This is a genomic window from Emticicia sp. W12TSBA100-4 (assembly GCF_040253585.1).
Lineage (GTDB): Bacteria > Bacteroidota > Bacteroidia > Cytophagales > Spirosomataceae > Emticicia.
Genome location: NZ_JBELAU010000008.1, coordinates 260679 through 279930, shown reverse-complemented (window position 1 = coordinate 279930; position 19252 = coordinate 260679). Strand labels below are relative to the sequence as shown.

At 38.1% G+C, this 19252-nt stretch carries 12 protein-coding genes; 6 read left to right on the top strand and 6 right to left on the bottom strand.

Annotated features, from left to right (window positions below):
• Nucleotides 1–47: 47 nt before the first annotated feature.
• The 4 genes from ABR854_RS13525 to ABR854_RS13510 all read right to left on the bottom strand — a co-directional run bounded on the left by ABR854_RS13525 (nucleotide 48) and on the right by ABR854_RS13510 (nucleotide 8442).
• Entirely contained in the window at nucleotides 48–2579 is a 2532-nt protein-coding gene (locus ABR854_RS13525) for a T9SS type A sorting domain-containing protein (RefSeq protein ID WP_350265940.1), read from the bottom strand.
• A gap of 206 nt (nucleotides 2580–2785) precedes the next feature.
• Nucleotides 2786–5728: a sensor histidine kinase gene (locus tag ABR854_RS13520; RefSeq protein WP_350265939.1), complete on the bottom strand. Its 2943-nt coding sequence runs from the start codon at nucleotides 5726–5728 to the stop codon at nucleotides 2786–2788.
• Between the two features lie 25 nt (nucleotides 5729–5753).
• The gene (locus ABR854_RS13515; RefSeq protein WP_350265938.1) at nucleotides 5754–7616 is read right to left on the bottom strand and encodes a tetratricopeptide repeat-containing sensor histidine kinase; all 1863 of its coding nucleotides are present in this window, start codon (nucleotides 7614–7616) and stop codon (nucleotides 5754–5756) included.
• 73 nt (nucleotides 7617–7689) lie between these two features.
• Complete coding sequence (locus ABR854_RS13510; RefSeq protein WP_350265937.1) at nucleotides 7690–8442, bottom strand: LytR/AlgR family response regulator transcription factor; 753 nt, start codon at nucleotides 8440–8442, stop codon at nucleotides 7690–7692.
• Nucleotides 8443–8647: 205 nt separating this feature from the next.
• On the opposite strand from ABR854_RS13510, the gene ABR854_RS13505 reads away from it, so the two are divergent.
• The 5 genes from ABR854_RS13505 (at nucleotide 8648) to ABR854_RS13485 (ending at nucleotide 12225) form a co-directional block, all read left to right on the top strand.
• A complete protein-coding gene (locus ABR854_RS13505; RefSeq protein WP_350265936.1) occupies nucleotides 8648–8962 on the top strand; it encodes a ribosomal protein L7/L12 in 315 nt (104 codons plus the stop codon).
• 30 nt (nucleotides 8963–8992) lie between these two features.
• Entirely contained in the window at nucleotides 8993–10225 is a 1233-nt protein-coding gene (locus tag ABR854_RS13500) for a hypothetical protein (RefSeq protein ID WP_350265935.1), read from the top strand.
• Nucleotides 10226–10495: 270 nt separating this feature from the next.
• Nucleotides 10496–11368 (top strand): phage tail-like protein, encoded by an 873-nt coding sequence (locus tag ABR854_RS13495; protein ID WP_350265934.1) that lies wholly within the window; start codon nucleotides 10496–10498, stop codon nucleotides 11366–11368.
• Between the two features lie 11 nt (nucleotides 11369–11379).
• Entirely contained in the window at nucleotides 11380–11706 is a 327-nt protein-coding gene (locus ABR854_RS13490; RefSeq protein ID WP_350265933.1) for a LytTR family transcriptional regulator DNA-binding domain-containing protein, read from the top strand.
• An 18-nt stretch (nucleotides 11707–11724) separates the two neighbouring features.
• Entirely contained in the window at nucleotides 11725–12225 is a 501-nt protein-coding gene (locus ABR854_RS13485; protein WP_350265932.1) for an ABC transporter permease, read from the top strand.
• A gap of 60 nt (nucleotides 12226–12285) precedes the next feature.
• Here ABR854_RS13485 and ABR854_RS13480 read toward each other — a convergent pair whose 3' ends face one another.
• Complete coding sequence (locus ABR854_RS13480; RefSeq protein WP_350265931.1) at nucleotides 12286–15642, bottom strand: PAS domain-containing hybrid sensor histidine kinase/response regulator; 3357 nt, start codon at nucleotides 15640–15642, stop codon at nucleotides 12286–12288.
• A 108-nt stretch (nucleotides 15643–15750) separates the two neighbouring features.
• The gene (locus ABR854_RS13475; protein ID WP_350265930.1) at nucleotides 15751–18171 is read right to left on the bottom strand and encodes a TonB-dependent receptor; all 2421 of its coding nucleotides are present in this window, start codon (nucleotides 18169–18171) and stop codon (nucleotides 15751–15753) included.
• 300 nt (nucleotides 18172–18471) lie between these two features.
• On the opposite strand from ABR854_RS13475, the gene rsmA reads away from it, so the two are divergent.
• Nucleotides 18472–19245 carry a 16S rRNA (adenine(1518)-N(6)/adenine(1519)-N(6))-dimethyltransferase RsmA gene (gene rsmA / locus ABR854_RS13470; RefSeq protein ID WP_350265929.1) on the top strand — a complete coding sequence of 258 codons (774 nt, stop codon included), beginning with the start codon at nucleotides 18472–18474 and terminating at the stop codon, nucleotides 19243–19245.
• Nucleotides 19246–19252 lie beyond the last annotated feature (7 nt).

The window sequence follows — 19252 nt, the reverse complement described above, 5'->3', positions numbered from 1 at the left end:
CCCTCCTGTAAAGAGGGGCTTTTTGTGTTAATATCTGCAATCTAATTTTATTTTTCAATCACTATCTTTTTAATGATGGTTTTATCATCGAAAAAGCTTTTTATTAGGTAAATACCTGATGAATACTGGTTTATATCAAAAATTTCCTCCTGTTTTCCTATTCCTTTTAGTTTTCGTTCCTGCATTATTTTCCCATTAATATCTGTAATACTAATGCCTGCATTTTTAGGTGTTGTCTTGAAAAACTCAACCACAAACTGCTCACTTGTCGGATTTGGGAAAATGTTTACTGTATTTTCTACTGGCTCTTCAGCTGCTAAAGGCTCTAAAATTGTTATTTTAGCACTGCCATTTATGAAACCCACACCACATGAGTTTTTGATTTCTTTTAGTGTGTAAGTGGTTGATTTAGAGGGCCTTACCTCGATGATAAATGGTGTTTGATTAGCGATAAATGAACGACCATCCGATAGTTTTAGTTCGGCAGGAAGTTCACCTGTCAGATTTACTTTCAGTAGAGTGCTATCTCCATTTAATAAGCTTGCATCGCCGCTGATGGTGGCGGTTGCGAGTGGAATAATGGTTACATTAATTTTAGCTTTTTTGCTTTCACAGCCATAGCTATTACTTTGGCTAACGAAGTAGCTGGATATTCCAACATTACCTGTCGGTGGAGTGATATTCAGAAATGGTTTTATATCAAGTTCGCCTGTGTACCATTTTAGATTTGTACCTATGGCAGTGAGAGCAGCAGTTTCACTGTTTTGACAAAAAGTATAGTTCTCAACAACAACAGGAGGTTGCGGAGGGGGGATAATACTTAAAGGCCCTAAAACTGAACTAAAATAGTTGGTGTTTTTGGCGGCTACTTTTATTCTGTATCCACTTCCAGTCTGAAAATTCATAGGGATTTGTGCCGAAAGCGTAAACAAAGAAACTTGGGTTGGTAAATCAGTATAATTATTGCCAGTTGGGTCAGAAATTTGAATAACTAATTGGTTGTTGCTGGATAATTTACCAATTATTGAAATTGAAAGTCTAATATTTTGCCCCTGACACATTGTACTGGTAGATAGTGCTTCAGCTTGAATTTGTGGCTGAATAACATTGATAGCCGCTGAACCACCAGTGCTGCCAGTTCCGCACATATTTTTTACTGAAATAATTGAGTAGCTTGTGCTTTCAGTAGGCGATTTGGAAATTACATAAGAATTTTGCAGAAAATTCTCAACTAAAGTCCCATCTGAAAGTTGAAAAGACCATGCTCCACTTCCTTCTAAATTTACAACTAAGTTGGTACTTTCACCAGCGTAAATGTTGGCGTTTGTGCTTGAAATAGTAGCACTTGGATAGGTTCTTACGGCAAAATGCTCACTGATTGGACTTATAGTTTCGGGGCGTGTTGCTGTTAAGCGAATACGGTAGTTGTCTCCTTCGGGTAGCGTGAATGGTAGTTTTATCGCTATTTTGTCACCAATAAACTTTGCTTCAATTCGTTGAAAATTCTTGCCGTTTTTGTCTGAAATATCAACAAATAATTGATTGTTGTTCTCAAACATTCCTTCCAGATTAAACTTAATTTTTACCGAATCTCCTATACAATAAACTTTCTTATCAAGCTCTTCAACACTCAAAAAATTAGAATTTCGCGAAACAATTTGGTATTCAGCCAGTGGTGAAAAGCGAATGGCAAACGAAGCCTGCATTTTTTGGTATTGCTGTTCGGTGAAGACATTGCCACAACGCTGCTGATACGACATAATATTATCAATGGGCGGACTGAAAGTATTTCCGTGAGCATCTTGCAGATTTGAGGGTGTTTTTTCATCGCAATTAAAGGCATAAATGAGCGGCAGGCGTTCAAATGGGTCGGCTTGGGTGTCGCAGAGTTGGTCGCCAGTTGATACGCAGTTAGAGCCTGCTCCACGAGTGACGAGTTCTCTTTTGCTTATATCGGCATGATTACTATCTTGAAAAGTGTGTAAAAGCCCAAAATAATGCCCAATTTCGTGAAGAAATGTTTTGTTCTTTAGATTATTGAAATCGTCTTCGGTTCGCTCAAAATAAGAATAAAAAATACGATTGGTGCTTGCAGCATAACTTGGCAAGGCAGCATAACCGCTCAAGATTGTGAGGTTTTGAAGCGTAATATATTTTACAAAATAGATATTAATGGCATCCGAAACATCGTTTGCCTGACGAAGAGCTACTTCATCGACAATCTTGAAATCGGCGTATTGGTCGCTTTTTATCTGAAATACTTTATCGTTGTAGAGATAAAGCTGAATGTTGATATTTTGTAGGTAAAGATTTGCATTATTGATAATCTCTCTCACATCAGATTCGCTCAAAAAACTACTGGCATTTGTACCTGAAACTACGTTTGCTTTTACGGCTACTCGATAATTGGTAATTACTCGTGCATTTTTTTGCTGTTTGAACTGCTGAAACAACTCAAGTAATTCTTGTTTCTGTTGGTCGTTTGGGGAAGGTGTACCGCACTGAAACTGGGCAAAAACATTTTTGCCTTGCCCCAGCAGAAGAAGCAATAGAAGTATTAAAAATTTTACTTTTTTCATTTATTATAAGGGACTCTCTCAATTTTTCATCGTAACAACAGCGATGCGTTTTTTACAGCAAAAATTTTGCCGAAGGAATTTTTGGGACTGTATTTTTATATAAAGGTAACAAATTGATGGGCTTGAGAAGAAATGTTCGTCAGAATTTGAGTGAATTTTTCAAGGTTTTTATCGAATGGTCAATAAAAAAACTTCATGCCAAAATCTTATAACGGAATCGTAATTTTTACCTCCGTGCCTTCGAGAAGGTCTTGATAAATAATAAAATCGTGCTTTGTTGAGGCGTTGGATAGAAGTTTTAATCGCTCTTCGGTAGCCGAAGTAGAGAATGAATCAAACTGCCGTATTCGTTTGGCGTTTATTTCTTGGGCTTTTGCTCGCCCGATTCCGTTGTCGGTTACCGTACAGATAATATTTTCTTCGGCAGTATCTAATTCAAAGTGTATTTCAATTAATTTTTTGCCGTTTTTGTGGAGCAAACCGTGTCGAATAGCATTTTCGACAAAAGGCTGAATCAATAAGGGTGGAATCTGATGATAATCTTCGTCAATTGTATCGCCAAGCGTAATAGCATAACTGAAACCTTCAGAAAAACGCATCTTTTCGAGGTCGAGGTATTTGGTCAGAATTTCGATTTCGGTAGCAATTGGAATGCTTTTTTTGCTTGAAACCTCTAAAACTTGACGTGTAAGGTGCGTAAAGTTGCTCAGTTGGTCGCTGGCGGTAGATTTATCGCCAAACAAAAACTGCTCTTGAATGCCATTGAGCGTGTTGTACATAAAATGCTGATTCATCTGCGATTTGATGGCCGTGAGCAAATGTACTTGCAGGTTTTTTTCGAGCGTTAATTTCTCAGCTTGCAGTTCGGCTTCTCGTTTGACACGTCTGATGTTTTGACTAATGAAAAAATAGGCCACAAGTGCAATCAACCCAAGAATTAAACTCCAAAACCAAAACGTTTTCCAGAAAGGTTGATTGATGGTAAACTTAAATGAAACTATTTTACTTTCAAGTCCATCCGTATCGACGGCTTTTATCTGCACTTGGTAGTTATCGGGCGAAAGTTCGGGTAAACTTAGGGTGTGAGCATTGGTGGGTAGGAGTTCCCAGTTTTTATTATTGATTTTATAATAGGTTTTTATTTCGCCGATATTTCGGTATGATAAAACTGAAAAATGAATATCAATATTATTTTGATTGTAGTCAAGTGTCTGATTATCAGTTAATTGTATTTGTTTCTTGTTGCTTTCAAAATCGTTGATGATGATTTTGGGTGGAAAAGTACTTTTGCTGGCTTGGTTGGTCGGAAAGCTAACTAAGCCCGATAGAGTTGCCACATAAACGGTATCTTTCACGAAAGCCAAGTCTTTGAGGTCGGCTTCGGGCAGGCCATCGGCTTTGGTAAAGGTCTTTATATGTTGGGTGGCAAAATCGTAGGTTTGCACGGCTCGCTCGGTGAGCCACCAAAGCTGATTATTATGGTATTTTATTTTATAGATGCCATCGTCTTCGAGGCCGGATTCTTTGTTTAGATGTTTTACTACCCGATTGTTTTCTATAAAATAGATGCCTTTGGTGCTGGTAGCGGCAAAAATTGTACTTTTTGAGCCTTCTCGAATGGCCAAGTCTAAGGCTGAAATTGTTTCGTTTTGGGCTTTGATTTCGGATTGTTGCTTGGCCGAATCTAACCGCCAAAGCCCGTTAGAAGTAGCAAGGAAGATGGCTTTTGTAGAAGTATCAATTACGGCTGAACGAAATCGTACGGCTCCCACACTAAACTGCTCAACTTTATGCACAGGATTCCAATCGTAGGTTCCTGTAAAGCCTGTTGCAGCTACCAAAACTTTGTTTTTATCATAAGTTTTAATGTCTTTTATGGCATATTTCCCGACTGGAGTTACTTTTTTTGTCTTAATGTCAATCTGATAAAACTTATCGGAGCTAAACAATATTCTCTTTTGTCGATTATCGTAATGCAGCGAAAACACCTCATCGTTGGTGTGGCCATTGTGCAGGTTTTGCTTGGTCAGTGTTTTTAGATTTAGCTGATAAATTTCGTTTTTGGTAGTACCAAATACGATACTATTTTCTTCACCGACGGCTCGAAGTTTAGAAAAACTGAGTTGAGGGGCAATTACTTTCATGCTCAACGATGGAACAAACAAAATCCCTGAATTGATGGTAGAAATCCAGAAATTTCCTTCGTTGTCTTTGATAGCAGCCGTAATATTTTTGTCGGTAATGTTAGGGAAATATTGTTTTTTTAGGCTTTGTGTATCTACCAAATAAAAACCAGAAGAAGTATAGACTCCTAAATATTGCTGGTCGATTAAACTCATGTTTTGAACAAGGCTTGCTCCGACAAGCGAAATTTTGTCTGTTATTTGTCCATTTTCAAACACAAAAATGTGCGTTGCGTTGAGTTTTGGTATAAAATAAATTTTGTTATTGTAAACCGCATGATAAAAAGCGTTTTCCTGTTTGGGTATCGAAAACTCGATTTGTTTTCCATCGGACGATGTTCCGATTATTTTGTTTAAAAGCTCAGAATATCTATAACAATATTGTTTATCGGTACTGGCGTGGGGCGATGGCGATTCTTGAAAAACGGTTCGGGTAAGTTTTTGGAGTTTTATGTCAAAAATTCTTACGCTACGATTTCCCATTGATAATAGGTAGCGGCCTTGCAGGATTCGTCCTTGATAAAAATTGCCGATTGGTGTAAGCTGATGACAGAAATTAAGGCTGTCGGCTTCGGTATAGAAAAATTGCCCTGAGAAATTCTGACACCAGATTCGGCCATTGCCGTCTTCTATCAAATTACTGAGCGATTTACCATCTTGTTTTTTGCTCGAAAAAAGCTTGAATTCACTGCCATCGTAGCGATAAAGGCCTTTGTCTGTGCCAAACCACATAAAACCACGTTTATCTTGCAATAAATCATAGACCGTATTGGTAGGCATTCCGTGGGCTTTATCGAGCGACCGATAACTAAAATCTTGACTAAAACTGACTTGAAAAAGAAATAAGAATAGGGGGGCGAGTAGTCGGCGAAGACTCAGATACCAATTATCTGACGCTTCATAAAATGTAGAAGAGAGCTTTGTTTTTTGGCTATAAAGTTTCGATATTGGTGAAAGAGTAAACATTTTTTATAACAGCATGATGTGGGTTTTAGCTTAAAGGAATCTTGATAGTCACTTTTGTGCCTGTCGAGTTTCCGTTAGTATCTTTTAAATCTTCGTAATGTACAAAGTCGGTGGTATTGAATTGGTTGCTGAGCAAGCGGAGACGTTCTTCGGTGGCGGCAGTTGAAAACGACTCGTGTTGTTGGATGCGTTTACTCTTGATTTCGGCCGATTTTTCACGCCCAATACCATTGTCTTCAACGGTGCAGATGATATTTTCTTCGGAAGTATCTAAATCGAAATTGATGTATATTTTTTTGTCTCCTTGCTTGTGCATGAGGCCATGCTTGATTGAGTTTTCGACAAATGGCTGAATCAGCATCGGCGGAATTTGGTGGTAGTCTTCGTCGATATTTTTGCCTTGTGAAATCTCGTATTGGAAACCATCAGCAAAACGAATTTTTTCGAGTTCGAGGTATTTTGTCAGAATCTCTTTTTCGGTTTCGAGCGAAATACGTTTTTTGCCAGAAATGGTCAGGATTTGGCGAGTTAAGTACGTGAAATTGCCCATTTGCTCATTTGCCAGATTTTTATCGCCGAACATAAATTGCTCTTGAATACTATTGAGAGCATTGAACATAAAGTGCGGATTCATTTGGCTTTTCAGTGCTTTCAGTTCGCTTTCAGTGGCTTTTTGTTCGATTTCGATGCGTCGTTTGGCTTCTTCGAGTTGGTTTTGTAAAATTTCATTCTCTTTCTTAGTCCTGAATCTTGTAAACGAAAAATAGCTGATAGAAGCCAAGGCCAAAATACTTATCAAAATACCGTAGATAAGGGTAGTTTTTCGTTTTGATTCAAGTTCAGAGATTTGTGTTTGCTGTGCAAGGGTTTTTATTTGTGCTTCCTTTTTCTCGGTTTCATATTTCGTATTTAGCTCTTGAATAGATTTGTTTTTTTCGATGCTAAAAAGGCTATCTTTTAGTTGGGTATATTTTTGCAGATAAAAATACGCATTTCGTAAATCGTTTATCTTCGAGTAATTTTTTTGCAACTCAAAGTAAATATCGCTCATGCCCTCATTGTCTTGGTTGGCGACACTTATGGTTTTGGCTTCGTTGAGGTATTTAAGACTTTGTATGGGTTGCCCCAAAACGGCATATACTTTGCCTAAATTTTTGAGATTTTTCCCTCGCACAAAGTCAACATGGTTTTTTTCGATTTCGGTTTTGGCTTGTTCAAATAAAACTCGTGCTTTTTCGTATTGATTTAGTTCAAAATAAGATTTCCCTAAATTATCAAGTGTTAGAGCAATTCCAAAACCAATATTTTGTTTTTTACAAATAGCCAGAACACTTTCATAAATCGGGATGGTTTTTGCAAATTGTTTGAGATTTGTATAGGAATTAGCCAAATTTGTAAGAATAGCCGCCCGATTTTGTGAAAGAGTATCGCCTCGCTGAATCAGAAGTTGGTCGGCTTCGGTCAATAATTGAATGGCTTTATCATCATGGAATGTATGCGAAAAAACATTAGCCAAATTACTTTTTCCGATGATTATATTGGGGTAATCATTGGTTTGTTCGGCCAATTTGAGAGCCTGTAAGTAGTAGCTGATGGCTTTATCGTTTAATGCTCGATTGAAATAATAATTACCAATACAGTTGAGCGACCTAATTTTACCGAGTCGATAATTTAATTTATTGGCAATCTGATTGGCTTCGGTAGCCATTTTCAGTATGAGTGTATCGGCCCTGAAAGTAGCTGCCACACAAGCATCAATCAATAATTCGGTACGGATGGTATCTTTTTGTGGATGATTTTGTAAATCTTTTAGTAGGTTTTCGTATGTTTTTTGTCCGAAAGATTCAAACGAAAAGCAGAAGATTAGAAAAATAGTTAGGTGCTTCATAGTTTATGGGTCAGGTCTTATTGTAGTTGTTTTTACTTCCATTGTCAGTATCTTCACTGACAATGGCATAATTTCATACCTTCACTCCTGCAATAAACTCATCAAACTCTTTCACTTTTTCACGGGCAATTGGGGCCGAGAAACCATTCGGAAATTCTATCATTGCTCCATCTTTTTTATTATACTTAATAATCTGATGCGTATTTATCAGATAAGAGCGGTGTATTCTGTAAAAACGAGTATCATTCGCCAGTAACTCATCAAATTCTTTGATTTTTTTACTTACAAGGGTTTTTCCTGTCTTCATAATCACATTGGTGTACGAACCATCGGCTTCAAAGAAATAAATGTCTTCGAGTTGGACGAACACTAAGCTATCGGACATCGGGAGAGCAATTTTTTGAAGTTTATTAACACTCAAGTTTTCCTTCAAGACATTCACCCGTTGAATGATTTGGTTTTGTCCCACCATTTTGACTGCTTTTTCGGCGGCGGCTAACACTTTTGAAATACTGATTGGCTTCAAGATATAATCAACGGCCGAAACCTCGAAGGCTTGCAGGGCAAAATCAGAATAAGCCGTGCAGAAAATTGTCTCGAACGTAGGCTGATTGAAGTAATCAAAGAGCATAAAACCATTTTCTTCGGGCATTTCGATGTCCAAAAAAACTAGGTCAATCGTGTGTTTATTGATAAGTTTTACAGCCGATTTTACATCAGAAGCTTCATCAATTATATGAATCATCGAACAGTGTTCGGTAATTATTTGGCGAAGCAATGAGCGTGCCGCAGGTTCGTCATCTACGATGATGGCGTTGAGAATCATAAGTATAAACTAAAAATGAGAGGTTAAATATATCACTTAGTTTTTAGAAATAACTAAAAAAAGTACGGATAGTTTGAAATCCTTCGTGAAACAAAACCAACAATTCATGATTTATCGGCTACACTTCGTGAAGTTATAATAAATACGTATAAGCGGGTCATGTAGTTTTGAAACGTTAAATCAAAAACGCTAAAACATTAGTATCATGAAAAAAATATTTTTTGTATTCGCCCTCGCTATTATCGGATTAACAGCTACTACCATTCAATCGAAAGCCCAAAGCACTTTTCAGAAAGAGCAACCACAAATTTTCATTATTAGAGCAAGTCAGTCAAATGCCAAGCAGTCGGTTTCTAAAGTGTTATCATCATTGTTCGGGATGAACTTCGGTACAGCCATGAAACAATTGGGGCAAGGAGGAACAGTTATTTTGCCATTGAAAACAGGCGTAACGAAAGAAGAAGCAGCTACTATCAAGTCGGCACTCGAAGCAGCAGGTGCTGAGGTTGAAGTGAAATAACCAAATCATGACATTTTAATATTTACTCCCATGAAAAAAACAGTATTATCATTTCTTTTACTCGTCTGTTCGTTCTCTGGTTTTTCGCAGTCATTTTCGGTTGATAGTAAAAGTCTTTCAGTTCCTCGTTATGCCAATCAGGCAGCCATAAATACGGCGAACCCCTCGCCAACTGCTGGTAGGTTAGTTTACGATAACTCGCTTAATCAATATGCTTATTATAATGGTAGTGCTTGGACGAATTTTCCAACATCTTCGAGTGCTTCCACTAACTATTGGGTGCTTAACCAAACAACTGGGCGAGTAGAATTAATGGCGGGATTACCGAATGGTATTGAGGCCAATAGATTTACATCAAATGGTGTAACTTCGGCAACCGCTCCGCTGATTAATTCAATCGGTAATGCCAATACATTTCTTCGTTATGGGCAGCCGCAGGGTAATCATGCCATTATGCAAGAATCTACAACAGGTAACAATTTGAGTGGTTCCAGCATTAATTGGCGATATTATGATAACGCTAATCCGCAAGGAATTACCCATTTATTTGGTTATTCGGCCAATACATTTAATGTTACTGGTGGATTGACTACCACAGGAAATGCAACAATCAATGGCACAAGTACTGTCACTCAAGCAAGTGCTTTAAGAGGCAAGACCACCATCGGAACAACGGCAACTGCGGGTAATGGCTTGGAAATTCAATCAAGTACAACAAATGCGGCAAGCCCAGATATTTATATTAAATCGCCTAACAATATAATCAGATATGGTGGAACAACTGGAAATGCAGGTATGATGCAATCAGTTATTAACTCGGCAACGCCAGCCAGTGCGTCAATGTCTTTTGTGCATTTAGATAATGCTGCTACGCCAACTCAAACAACAATGATGACCTTAGATGGTGAAGGAGATATGACAGTGTCGGGCTTTACAAAATTAGGCGGTTTCGGAGCTGATGTGCCAGCCATCAAAACAAAATATTATACTGGTACAATGACCACCGCCAATGGAGGCTGGCCTGCTGCGAGTTATGATATTGCACATGGGCTAACCTTCTCAAAAATTATCTCAATGTCCGTTTTGGTATCAGGGTTGTCTAATATTACAGTTGGAGAAAACTCGTCTCTTGGTGGATACCAGTATATTGCCTATTTTGATACCAGCAATATTAAGTTAGTTCGTGGGGCTTCAAGTGCCAGTATCACACCTGCGGCAGGGTTAAATGTTACTTTTAAGGTTTTAGTGACATATATACCTTAATGTGATACACGTAGGAGGAAACTACCAGCTTCAAGCACTTCAATATAGACGCTGATGTAAACTAAACATCCAGCAATAGCTATTTTACCGAAATAAGAAACCTCTCGAAAGCCAAGTATTATTTGAGAGGTTTTTTTATAGAAAATTTTCAAAATGCTTTATGGAATCAAAGCAACAGTTCGTGTGTGTAGAATGGTCTTTCGTGAAGTAAACAAAAATAAAGAAGTGCTGTTATGTAGCTTTGTTTCATCAAAAAACAACAATATTACCATGAAAAAAAAAATATTATCATTTGTTTTCGTAGCATTTGCCATTTCGGGTTTCGCTCAATCATTTTCGGTTGATAGCAAAGGCATATCTGTACCGAAATTTGCCGACCAAGCAGCTATCAGTACCGCAATTCCGACCCCAACCACAGGAACATTGGTTTATGATAATGCTCTCAATCAATATGCCTACTATAATGGTAGTACTTGGATAAACTTCCCTGCGGCAAGTGTTAGTCAGTGGCAAACTACAGGGTATTATACCCCCAATGATATACAGTTTAGTGCTGGAAATGTGATTATAGGAAATATTACAAGCAATAGATTTTTACAAATTCAAAACCAAAGTGACCTTGCTACCAGTTTAGAGTTACTTGCCAGAAGTTCTACTAATCAAATGAGATTTACCTCTCTGAATCCATCAGCAACTATCAATCAAAAGTTTGTAGGAAGCTCTACTGCGGCAAATTCAACCCTTTCTTGGAATCGTGTTGATTTAAATAATAATCAGGCTGAAACGCCCTTGATGTCAGTGCAAGGAAATGGAAATTTTACGGTCAATGGTTTCTCAAAATTTGGTGGTTCAACTTCTGCTTTTCCTGCTATGAAAACAATGATGCTCACCGGAACAACTGCAGCATCTGGACTCACAACAACGGTAGTACATGGCTTAACGGCCTCTAAGATTATAGGTTTTCAAGTAATAGTTGCAGGTGGAGTATCAAGTGATATCTATGTGCCGAGCAATCATCCTGACCCTGGTATGACTTTCTTTAGTGCTTATGATGCTGGTTCTTTCTATATCACAAGAAGTAGTTCAAATGGCTCGCAGCTCATATCGAAACCCTACAAAATTATTATTACTTATACGAATTAATATTTATAGTCATGGAAACTAATATAAAACTCGAAAATTCGCTCGTACATGTAGGCGGACGTAAAAAATTGCCAACTCGAAGCATTATCAACATGGACGCCGATGAAAACTATACCATTATCACGATGAATACAGGGCAGAAAATAATTGTGGCCACAACCTTGAAGAAAATTGAAGCCAAAGTAACCGATTTCAAAAATTTCGTTAGGGTCAATAAATCAACAATTTTGAATACTGATTATGCTTGTCTGCACGAAAATACCTTTATTCTTCCTGACAAAAGAGTAGTAGAGTTTTCAAGAAGAAAGTGGAAGAAGTTTCAAACAGAAAATTATTAATTATCAAATTTAAACATCATGAAAAAAGTATTATTTAGCCTATTATTTTTGAGTGCATCGTTTGCAAAAGCCCAAAATGTTGTTGAATTAACAGAAGATAAACCTTCTGCCAATAATGGAATTGAATACACCTACACGATTCGTAATGAGCGTACGGAAGATACATATTCTCGCTATGAAGTAAGCGTGATGGCACAAAATAAAAGCGGTTGTATGCTGATTTATTTCAAAAAAGCAGGAGACGAACTTAATAGTATTTTTGAAGGAGACCCATCGGCAATCGCTCGTTTTGAATGTATAAATGCTACGGGGAAGCGTCTTACATCGAAAGGGGCAAATGTAAAAGCAAAACCTTTCAAAGTACCTTATATTCAAAATGGCACAACCATTCAGGTAGAAGGTGGTTTTTTGTTAAAAAATGGCTCAACTGTATCAACTGACCTTATCGTGATTGTACCAAAGGGTGAGCGACCTAAATTTAAGGTTCGTACACAACAATTTGCCGAACTAACAGATTGATCTTACAGCTTAAACTCTTGAAGAAGGGTAGTAGGAGTGCGTCCTACTACCTTTTTTGCTTTAAAGCAAAGTCTTATACTTTTCTCTAAAGATTTTAAATTCCTCTTCTAAAAAAACTAAATTCTCTTGAAAATGAGTTAAATCGCCCGTTTTTGAAGGGACTTCGATGATTTCGGTAATATCGTGGATGCGAGCAAGTCCGATAGTTCCTGAATTTCCCTTCAGCGTATGAAGTTCTCGTTGAATCGTTTTTACATCATCAGGGTAAGCATTTTTTGCATTTTGAATTTGTTCTTCTGCCTCTCGCTCAAAATCTTCAAAAACTGAAATTAACAATTCTTCACCCACCATTTCTTTCAGTTGATTGACAATTTCCATATCAAAAACTTGAAATTCAGGGTTTATCGGACTGTTATGTGTAGATGTTACATCAGAAATTTGAGCTTCTAAAATACTATTTAGTGTTGGAGAATTTTGCGTTGATTTTTCTCTCTCCCTATCGGACGGTTCGACGGGTCGAAGGGTCGGGGTGGGGCTTTTCGGCACAATTTCATTCACTTTCTGAATCAAAATTGAGGCACGAATCGGTTTTGGCACGTAGTCATCCATACCTTCGCTCAAAAATCTCTCACGGTCGTGCTGCATTGAATAGGCAGTCATGGCTACTACTTTTGGTAGTGAATTTCCGTATAATTCACGCATCTTTTTTGTGGTTTCAATACCATCCATTTCGGGCATCTGAATATCCATAAAAATTACGTCGAAGTTGTGCTTTTCGCCAAAAACTTCAATGGCTTTTGCTCCACTGTCGGCCGTAATTACTTCACAACCAGCTTTAATCAGAATTTCAGACGCTACTTTTCGGTTTACTTGGTTATCATCCACCAGTAAGATTTTTGGCGTATGATTACTAAAGAAATCGGTCAGTTTGATTTCATTCTCGTTGTTTTCGCTCACACTCGGGCTGATGGTTGTTGAGCGTACTTCAATCGTAAACCAGAATGTACTGCCTTTTCCTTGCTCAGAAACTACGCCCATATCGCCTTTCATCAATCGACAAAGTTCACGAGAAATAGCTAATCCGAGTCCAGTTCCGCCAAATGATTTTTTGGTCGAATTATCGACTTGCTGGAAAGCTCCAAACAATAATTTTTGGTCTTCGTCCGAAATTCCGATACCTGAATCGGTAATCTCTCCTTTCAGTACATGGATTTTACCGTTTGATGAAATTCTTGATAATGAGATAGTTACATCACCATTCTCGGTAAACTTGAGGGCGTTTGAGGTAAGATTTGAGAAAATTTGTAATAAACGAGTTTGGTCGGCTATCAAATACGCAGGAACATCTTCCGCAATTTTATAAATCAATTTATTGTTTTTCTCAATGGCTCGTTGGCGGAAAAGTGCCACCAATCGCTCCAAGATTTCCTTAATATCGAGTGGAGCATTGTGCAAATCCATTTTGCCCGCTTCGATTTTCGATAAATCCAGAATATCATTCAAAATCGTGAGTAAAGTCTCCGACGATTTCTTGATGGTCTGTACATAATCTTTTTGCTCGGGGTTGAGTGGCGTTTCGTACATCAAATCAATCATTCCGATTACGCCATTCATCGGAGTACGAATCTCGTGACTCATGTTGGCCAAGAAACGTTCCTTCACTTTTAGCGAGCGTTCGGCTTCGTCTTTGGCAATCAGAAGTTCTTCGGCAGTTTTCTTTAATTCCGAAATATCACGAGCCACACCTTCTACCTCAACAGGGATTCCTTTGGCATCTTTAATCATTCGGATGTTGAGCATAAATTGGCGGAGTTCACCATTTTTACGCTTTACAATCACTTCAAAATTTGTAATACTTCCTGCTTTCAGTAATCCTTTGATATTTTTTGAACTATCAACGGCATTCTCAAAGAATTTATCAACTTTATTGCCCATCACTTCTTCAAGTGTATAGCCTGTGTGGGTCAGTACCGAAGGCGAAATCATTGTTATATTTCCTGCTAAATCGGTTCGGTAATAAATATCAATAAATGACTCGATGGTGTCTCTAAACTTCTGTTCGCTTTTTTGAAGCGTAATCGTCGAGTTTTTCTTGTCGGTAATATTCTGAGCAATGCCCGAAACTTCTTCCACTTGTCCACTTTCTGACGAAAGAATGGGGTTCAAGAAAAACTCGTACCAGTCATCGCCACCGTCAATATTTCCCCAGTGCATTTCAAAATACTGCGGTTTTCCTGTGAAAGCCTCGTTGTACTTTTCCCGTAAAATAGGGCGGTCTTCGGGCGAAATAAGTTTCCAGCCGAGCTTTTCGATACTCATGTTAATTTCGGGTAAAGTACCTAAATTTCGCTGTATCAGATTGACGTAGTTTTTGTTGAAAGAACTCAACTGGCGTTTCTGGTTTACCGTCCAGATTACGTGCGAGCTGCTATCAAAAACAGCATTCAAACGAGAGGTCTGGCGAAGCAAATCTTCCTCTTTTTGTTTACGAACGAGAGCAACGGCAACTTGTCCAGAAACAAATTCGAGTAACTCTAAGTCTCTGATATTGAATTTGTTACGGTCGCTGTAAGATTTTACGCCAATTACGCCCGTAGTGCGGTCTCCTACGTGAAGTGGCACGCAAAGCATGACTTCGGGCAGTGATGAACCATAGAAATATATTTTATCAACTTCGACCAGTTTTTTGATGTCTTCGTTAGATAAAAACAGTGGTTTGTTTTGCACCATTGAATATTCTACGATGCCGTTTCCGAGTTTTCGACGGTGATAATTTTCTTCGGTTTCGGAATATTCATCAATAAAATAAGGGAAGTTAATTGTTCCATCTTCGGGTTCAAAAAGAGCCACAAAAAAGTTATTAGCTTGCATATTTTTCTGCAATTCATCATGAACTTGCGTCAAAAACTCTTGCAGATTGGGTGTGTTGAGGTTGAGTTGAGCGATTGTATAATAAAGCTGTTGGGCTTTTTCGGCACGTCGTCGTTGGGTAATATCACGGAATAAACAGCGGAAAGCCGTAGGTTTTCCATTTTCAAATCTGCAACTAATGTCTCCCAAAAGATAAACTCTTTTACCTTCTTTGTTTCGTGCAACTGTCTGAAAATCAACTACTTGTTCGTCTCCATCTTTGATTCTTTGGAGGGTTTCGAGGGTTTCTTCAGCAAATTGTGGATGTAGTATTTCTTTTAGAGTTAATTGCGAAAGTTCGGTATCAGAATATCCAAAAGCTTCACGAAAAGCAGTATTAACGAACAAAAAACGCCCACTCAACGATAGCAACATGATGATTTCGGAAGTATTATCTACCAAATCTTGAAGCTGGTCGATGCTTTGTTGATGTTCGGTCTGTGAAAGTTGTACTTTTAGTTTTTCGATTTCGAACAAAAGTTCTTCGTTGGATTTTTCTGTGAGCATACCGCAAAATAATAGAATTAATGATGCGGTAAATATAAGAAGATTTTGATTAGATTTGACAACCTACGAATCGCTGTAACGTTCAAAGGTTGTCAAATCTTGGAATCATCACCCTTCCAACTCCAACTTTTTACCCTTACTTGCACCTTTCGTTTGCTTGATGCGGTAGTTGAGCGTTAGGTTAAATTGTCTTCTTCTGAATTGAGAATTGCCTTCTGTACGGAAATTTATGCCTTCGGTGATACTTCTAAATTTACGGGTATTAAAGACATCTAAAATACTAAAATTAAGTGTTCCGTTGCCTTTCAGAATATCCTTACTGGCCGATAAATCGAAGTAATAAAGTGGTAAGCGAGTGCCTTGAACGGTTTTTTGTTTGGCTTCGTAGTTGGCTCTAAGCTGTACGTCTAAGCCTTTAGGAAGTGAAAAACGTGAAGTTTGACGCACAAACCAGCTGTTGGTTTCTCGGAAATAGGTTTTGTCGATATTGCTACCATCAATTTCAGCATGAAAAAGGTTGAAATTAAAATCAAGTTTCCACCATTTTACGGGTGTAAATTGACTCGTAAATTCTACGCCGTAGGCTTGTTCGCCCAATAAATTTTCGGGGCGAGTGGTGGCAAATCCTGTTTCATTTACTTGGCGAATACGCTCAATTTTTCCGTCGGTATCTCTATAATAAACCGATGAACCAAGCGAGCCTTTTTCAAAATATTTGATATGCCCAACTTCGTAAACATTACTAAACTCAGGGTTCAGATTTGGATTTCCACTAAAGAAGTTTCGGTTATCAGAAAACGTTGAAAATGGACTTAAATCATTGTAAAAAGGGCGACGAACTCGGCGACTATAACTTACTTGAAAAGAGTTTTCTTTCGGCAAAGAGTAGGTCAAATGCACACTCGGAAATAGATTTGCGTATTTTCTTGGGTTTACTTCGTTGGTTTCTCGAAGCGTAGTTTTTACGTTTGTCCATTCGGCACGTAGCCCCGCTTGGTACGAAAACTGCTTGGTTTTATTGCCTAAAATAGCGTAAGCCGCATGAATATCTTCGTTATAGATAAAGTAATTTTTTAAACCAGGCACAACCACAAACTGTCCAGCTTCATTTTTCTGATTTACCACATAGTCATTGACCATATCTCGGAAACTACTTCTTGCACCCGTTTCAAATTTTCCTTCTTTTCCAATCGGTTGTACATAATCAACTTGTAATAAATATTGCTTTTCGTATTCATCATTCAGCGAGTTCTGAACCAAAGATTTCGATGCAATTGGCGTTTCGTTGGGCGTGAAATATTCTTGCGTAAAAAGCTGGTCAGAGCTTTCCCAGTTATCTAAGAAACGGACTTCGGCATTGAATTCTTGACCTTTTCGAGCATACGTTTTTTTATAACTCAATACATACTCAGAGTTTGGCTCGGTTTCTTGTTCGTCTTGCTGGCGTTTGCTGATTCCTGTGAGATTTTTATCGGTCAAAATATAATCTTCATAGCGTAAATTTGTAATGCGTCGAGCCTTGCTTCGGCGATAAAGATAGGAAGCTGTAAGGGTATTTTTATCATTGAAAAAGTAGTCAAGTCCACCTCTAATATTGGTATTAAAACCCGTAATTGTTCCGTTATTGTTTTGTTTTAGGAAAAATAAAGAATCATTGCTTTGGCGTTCTTGGTAAATAGACGAAACATTCGGACGGATATTATAGGCCAAGCTATAATTAACAAAAAAATTGACTTTTCGGTGGCGATAATTGATATTTGCCGCACCGCCATAATTGACAGGTTGCCCCGTAATAATATCAAAAGAGCCATTAAATCCTTGTTTTTGGTCTTTTTTCAAGACAATATTGATGATTCCTGCCATACCTTCGGCCTCATATCGTGCAGATGGATTGGTAATAACCTCTACTCGCTCAATCATGCTTGCTTGGAGTGATTGCAGTCCACCGCCACCTTTGAAACTCACCAAACCTGATGGTTTTCCATCAATCAAAATTCTTACGTTATCGCTACCACGCAGTTTTACGCCACCGTCGGGGTCAACGGAAACCGATGGAATATTTGTTAGAATATCCGATGCCGAACCACCTGCATTAGCTAAATCTTTTCCGACATTAAATACTCGTTTATCGAGCTTCATTTCCATTGAACTTTTTTCGGCTTGCACCACGACTTCTTTCAAGGCATTAGCCGACGATTCAATTTTTATAGTACCAAAATCATGCGTTGGTTTTTCTTTTGTTACCGAAATTTTGCCCGTTTTGGTATTTTTATACCCCATATATTCCACCTCAACTACATAATTTCCGAAAGGTGCAGGAATCGAAAATTCGCCTTTTTCATTCGTGATATTTCCCGTAATGAGTTTATTATCAACACTATTCGAGATTCTGATACTTGCAAAGCTGAGTGGCTCGTTGGTGATGGCATCAACAACAATTCCCTTCACTTGAGCTTTACTGCCCGCTTGGGCAAAAAGTAGCTGTTGAGAAAATAAAATTAGGCTAAAAGCGAGTAAAAAAGATTTCATTAAGATTGAATTTTGAATAGATAGGATACTACAAATTAAGCAATCAAAGGCGAGATTTTAACAATAAATCTACATCTGATACTTAGAATCCTATAAATGAGCATTTTTACTCGACAATTATTAAGACATGAGATACGAGACATGAGATACGAGACATGAGATAGGGGATACGAGATAGAAGATTTAGATTTTAGCGTTTGCGAAATAGAAATATATAAAATTTGTGATTTTTATGAAATGACCTTCTCGTATCCCGAATCTCGCATCTCAAATCTCGAAAAAAAGACGTAATTTTGACCTATGGAAAAAGTAAAAGCAAAAAAACACCTCGGCCAGCACTTCTTGAAAGATTTGGATGCCGCTCAGAAAATCGTCAATCTGCAATCGTTGCACCGTGGCTATAATAAAGTATTGGAAATTGGCCCTGGAATGGGCGTTTTGACCCAATATTTACTTGAAAGAACTGACTGCGAGACATTTGTGGTGGAAATTGACCGTGAGTCAGTGACTTATCTCAACGAACATTTCCCGACGCTCAGAGGGCGTATTTTCTCAGAAGATTTCTTGCAAATGAACCTTGCCGAACTTTTTAAAAACGAGCCTTTTGGAATCATCGGAAATTTGCCATATAATATTTCTTCGCAGATATTTTTTAAAGTACTCGATTATAAAGATTTAGTGCCAGAGATTGTCTGTATGCTTCAAAAAGAAGTTGCTCAACGCATTGCTTCTGGCCCTGGAAAGAAAGACTATGGCATTTTGAGCGTGTTTTTGCAGGCTTATTATGATATTGAATATAGTTTTACGGTTTATCCCGAAGCCTTTATTCCACCACCAAAAGTTGATTCGGGTATTATTCGTTTACGACGAAATAATGTAGAAAAACTGGACTGCAATGAGAAAAAGTTCATGCAGGTAGTAAAAGCAGGTTTCAACCAACGCCGCAAGACCCTCCGCAATGCTCTCAAGCCGCTGGGTTTGAATTTTGAGCATGAATTATTAAATAAAAGAGCCGAACAATTGGGTGTGGCCGATTTTGTATTATTGACTAATTTGTTTGCCGAGAATGCTTGATTGATAA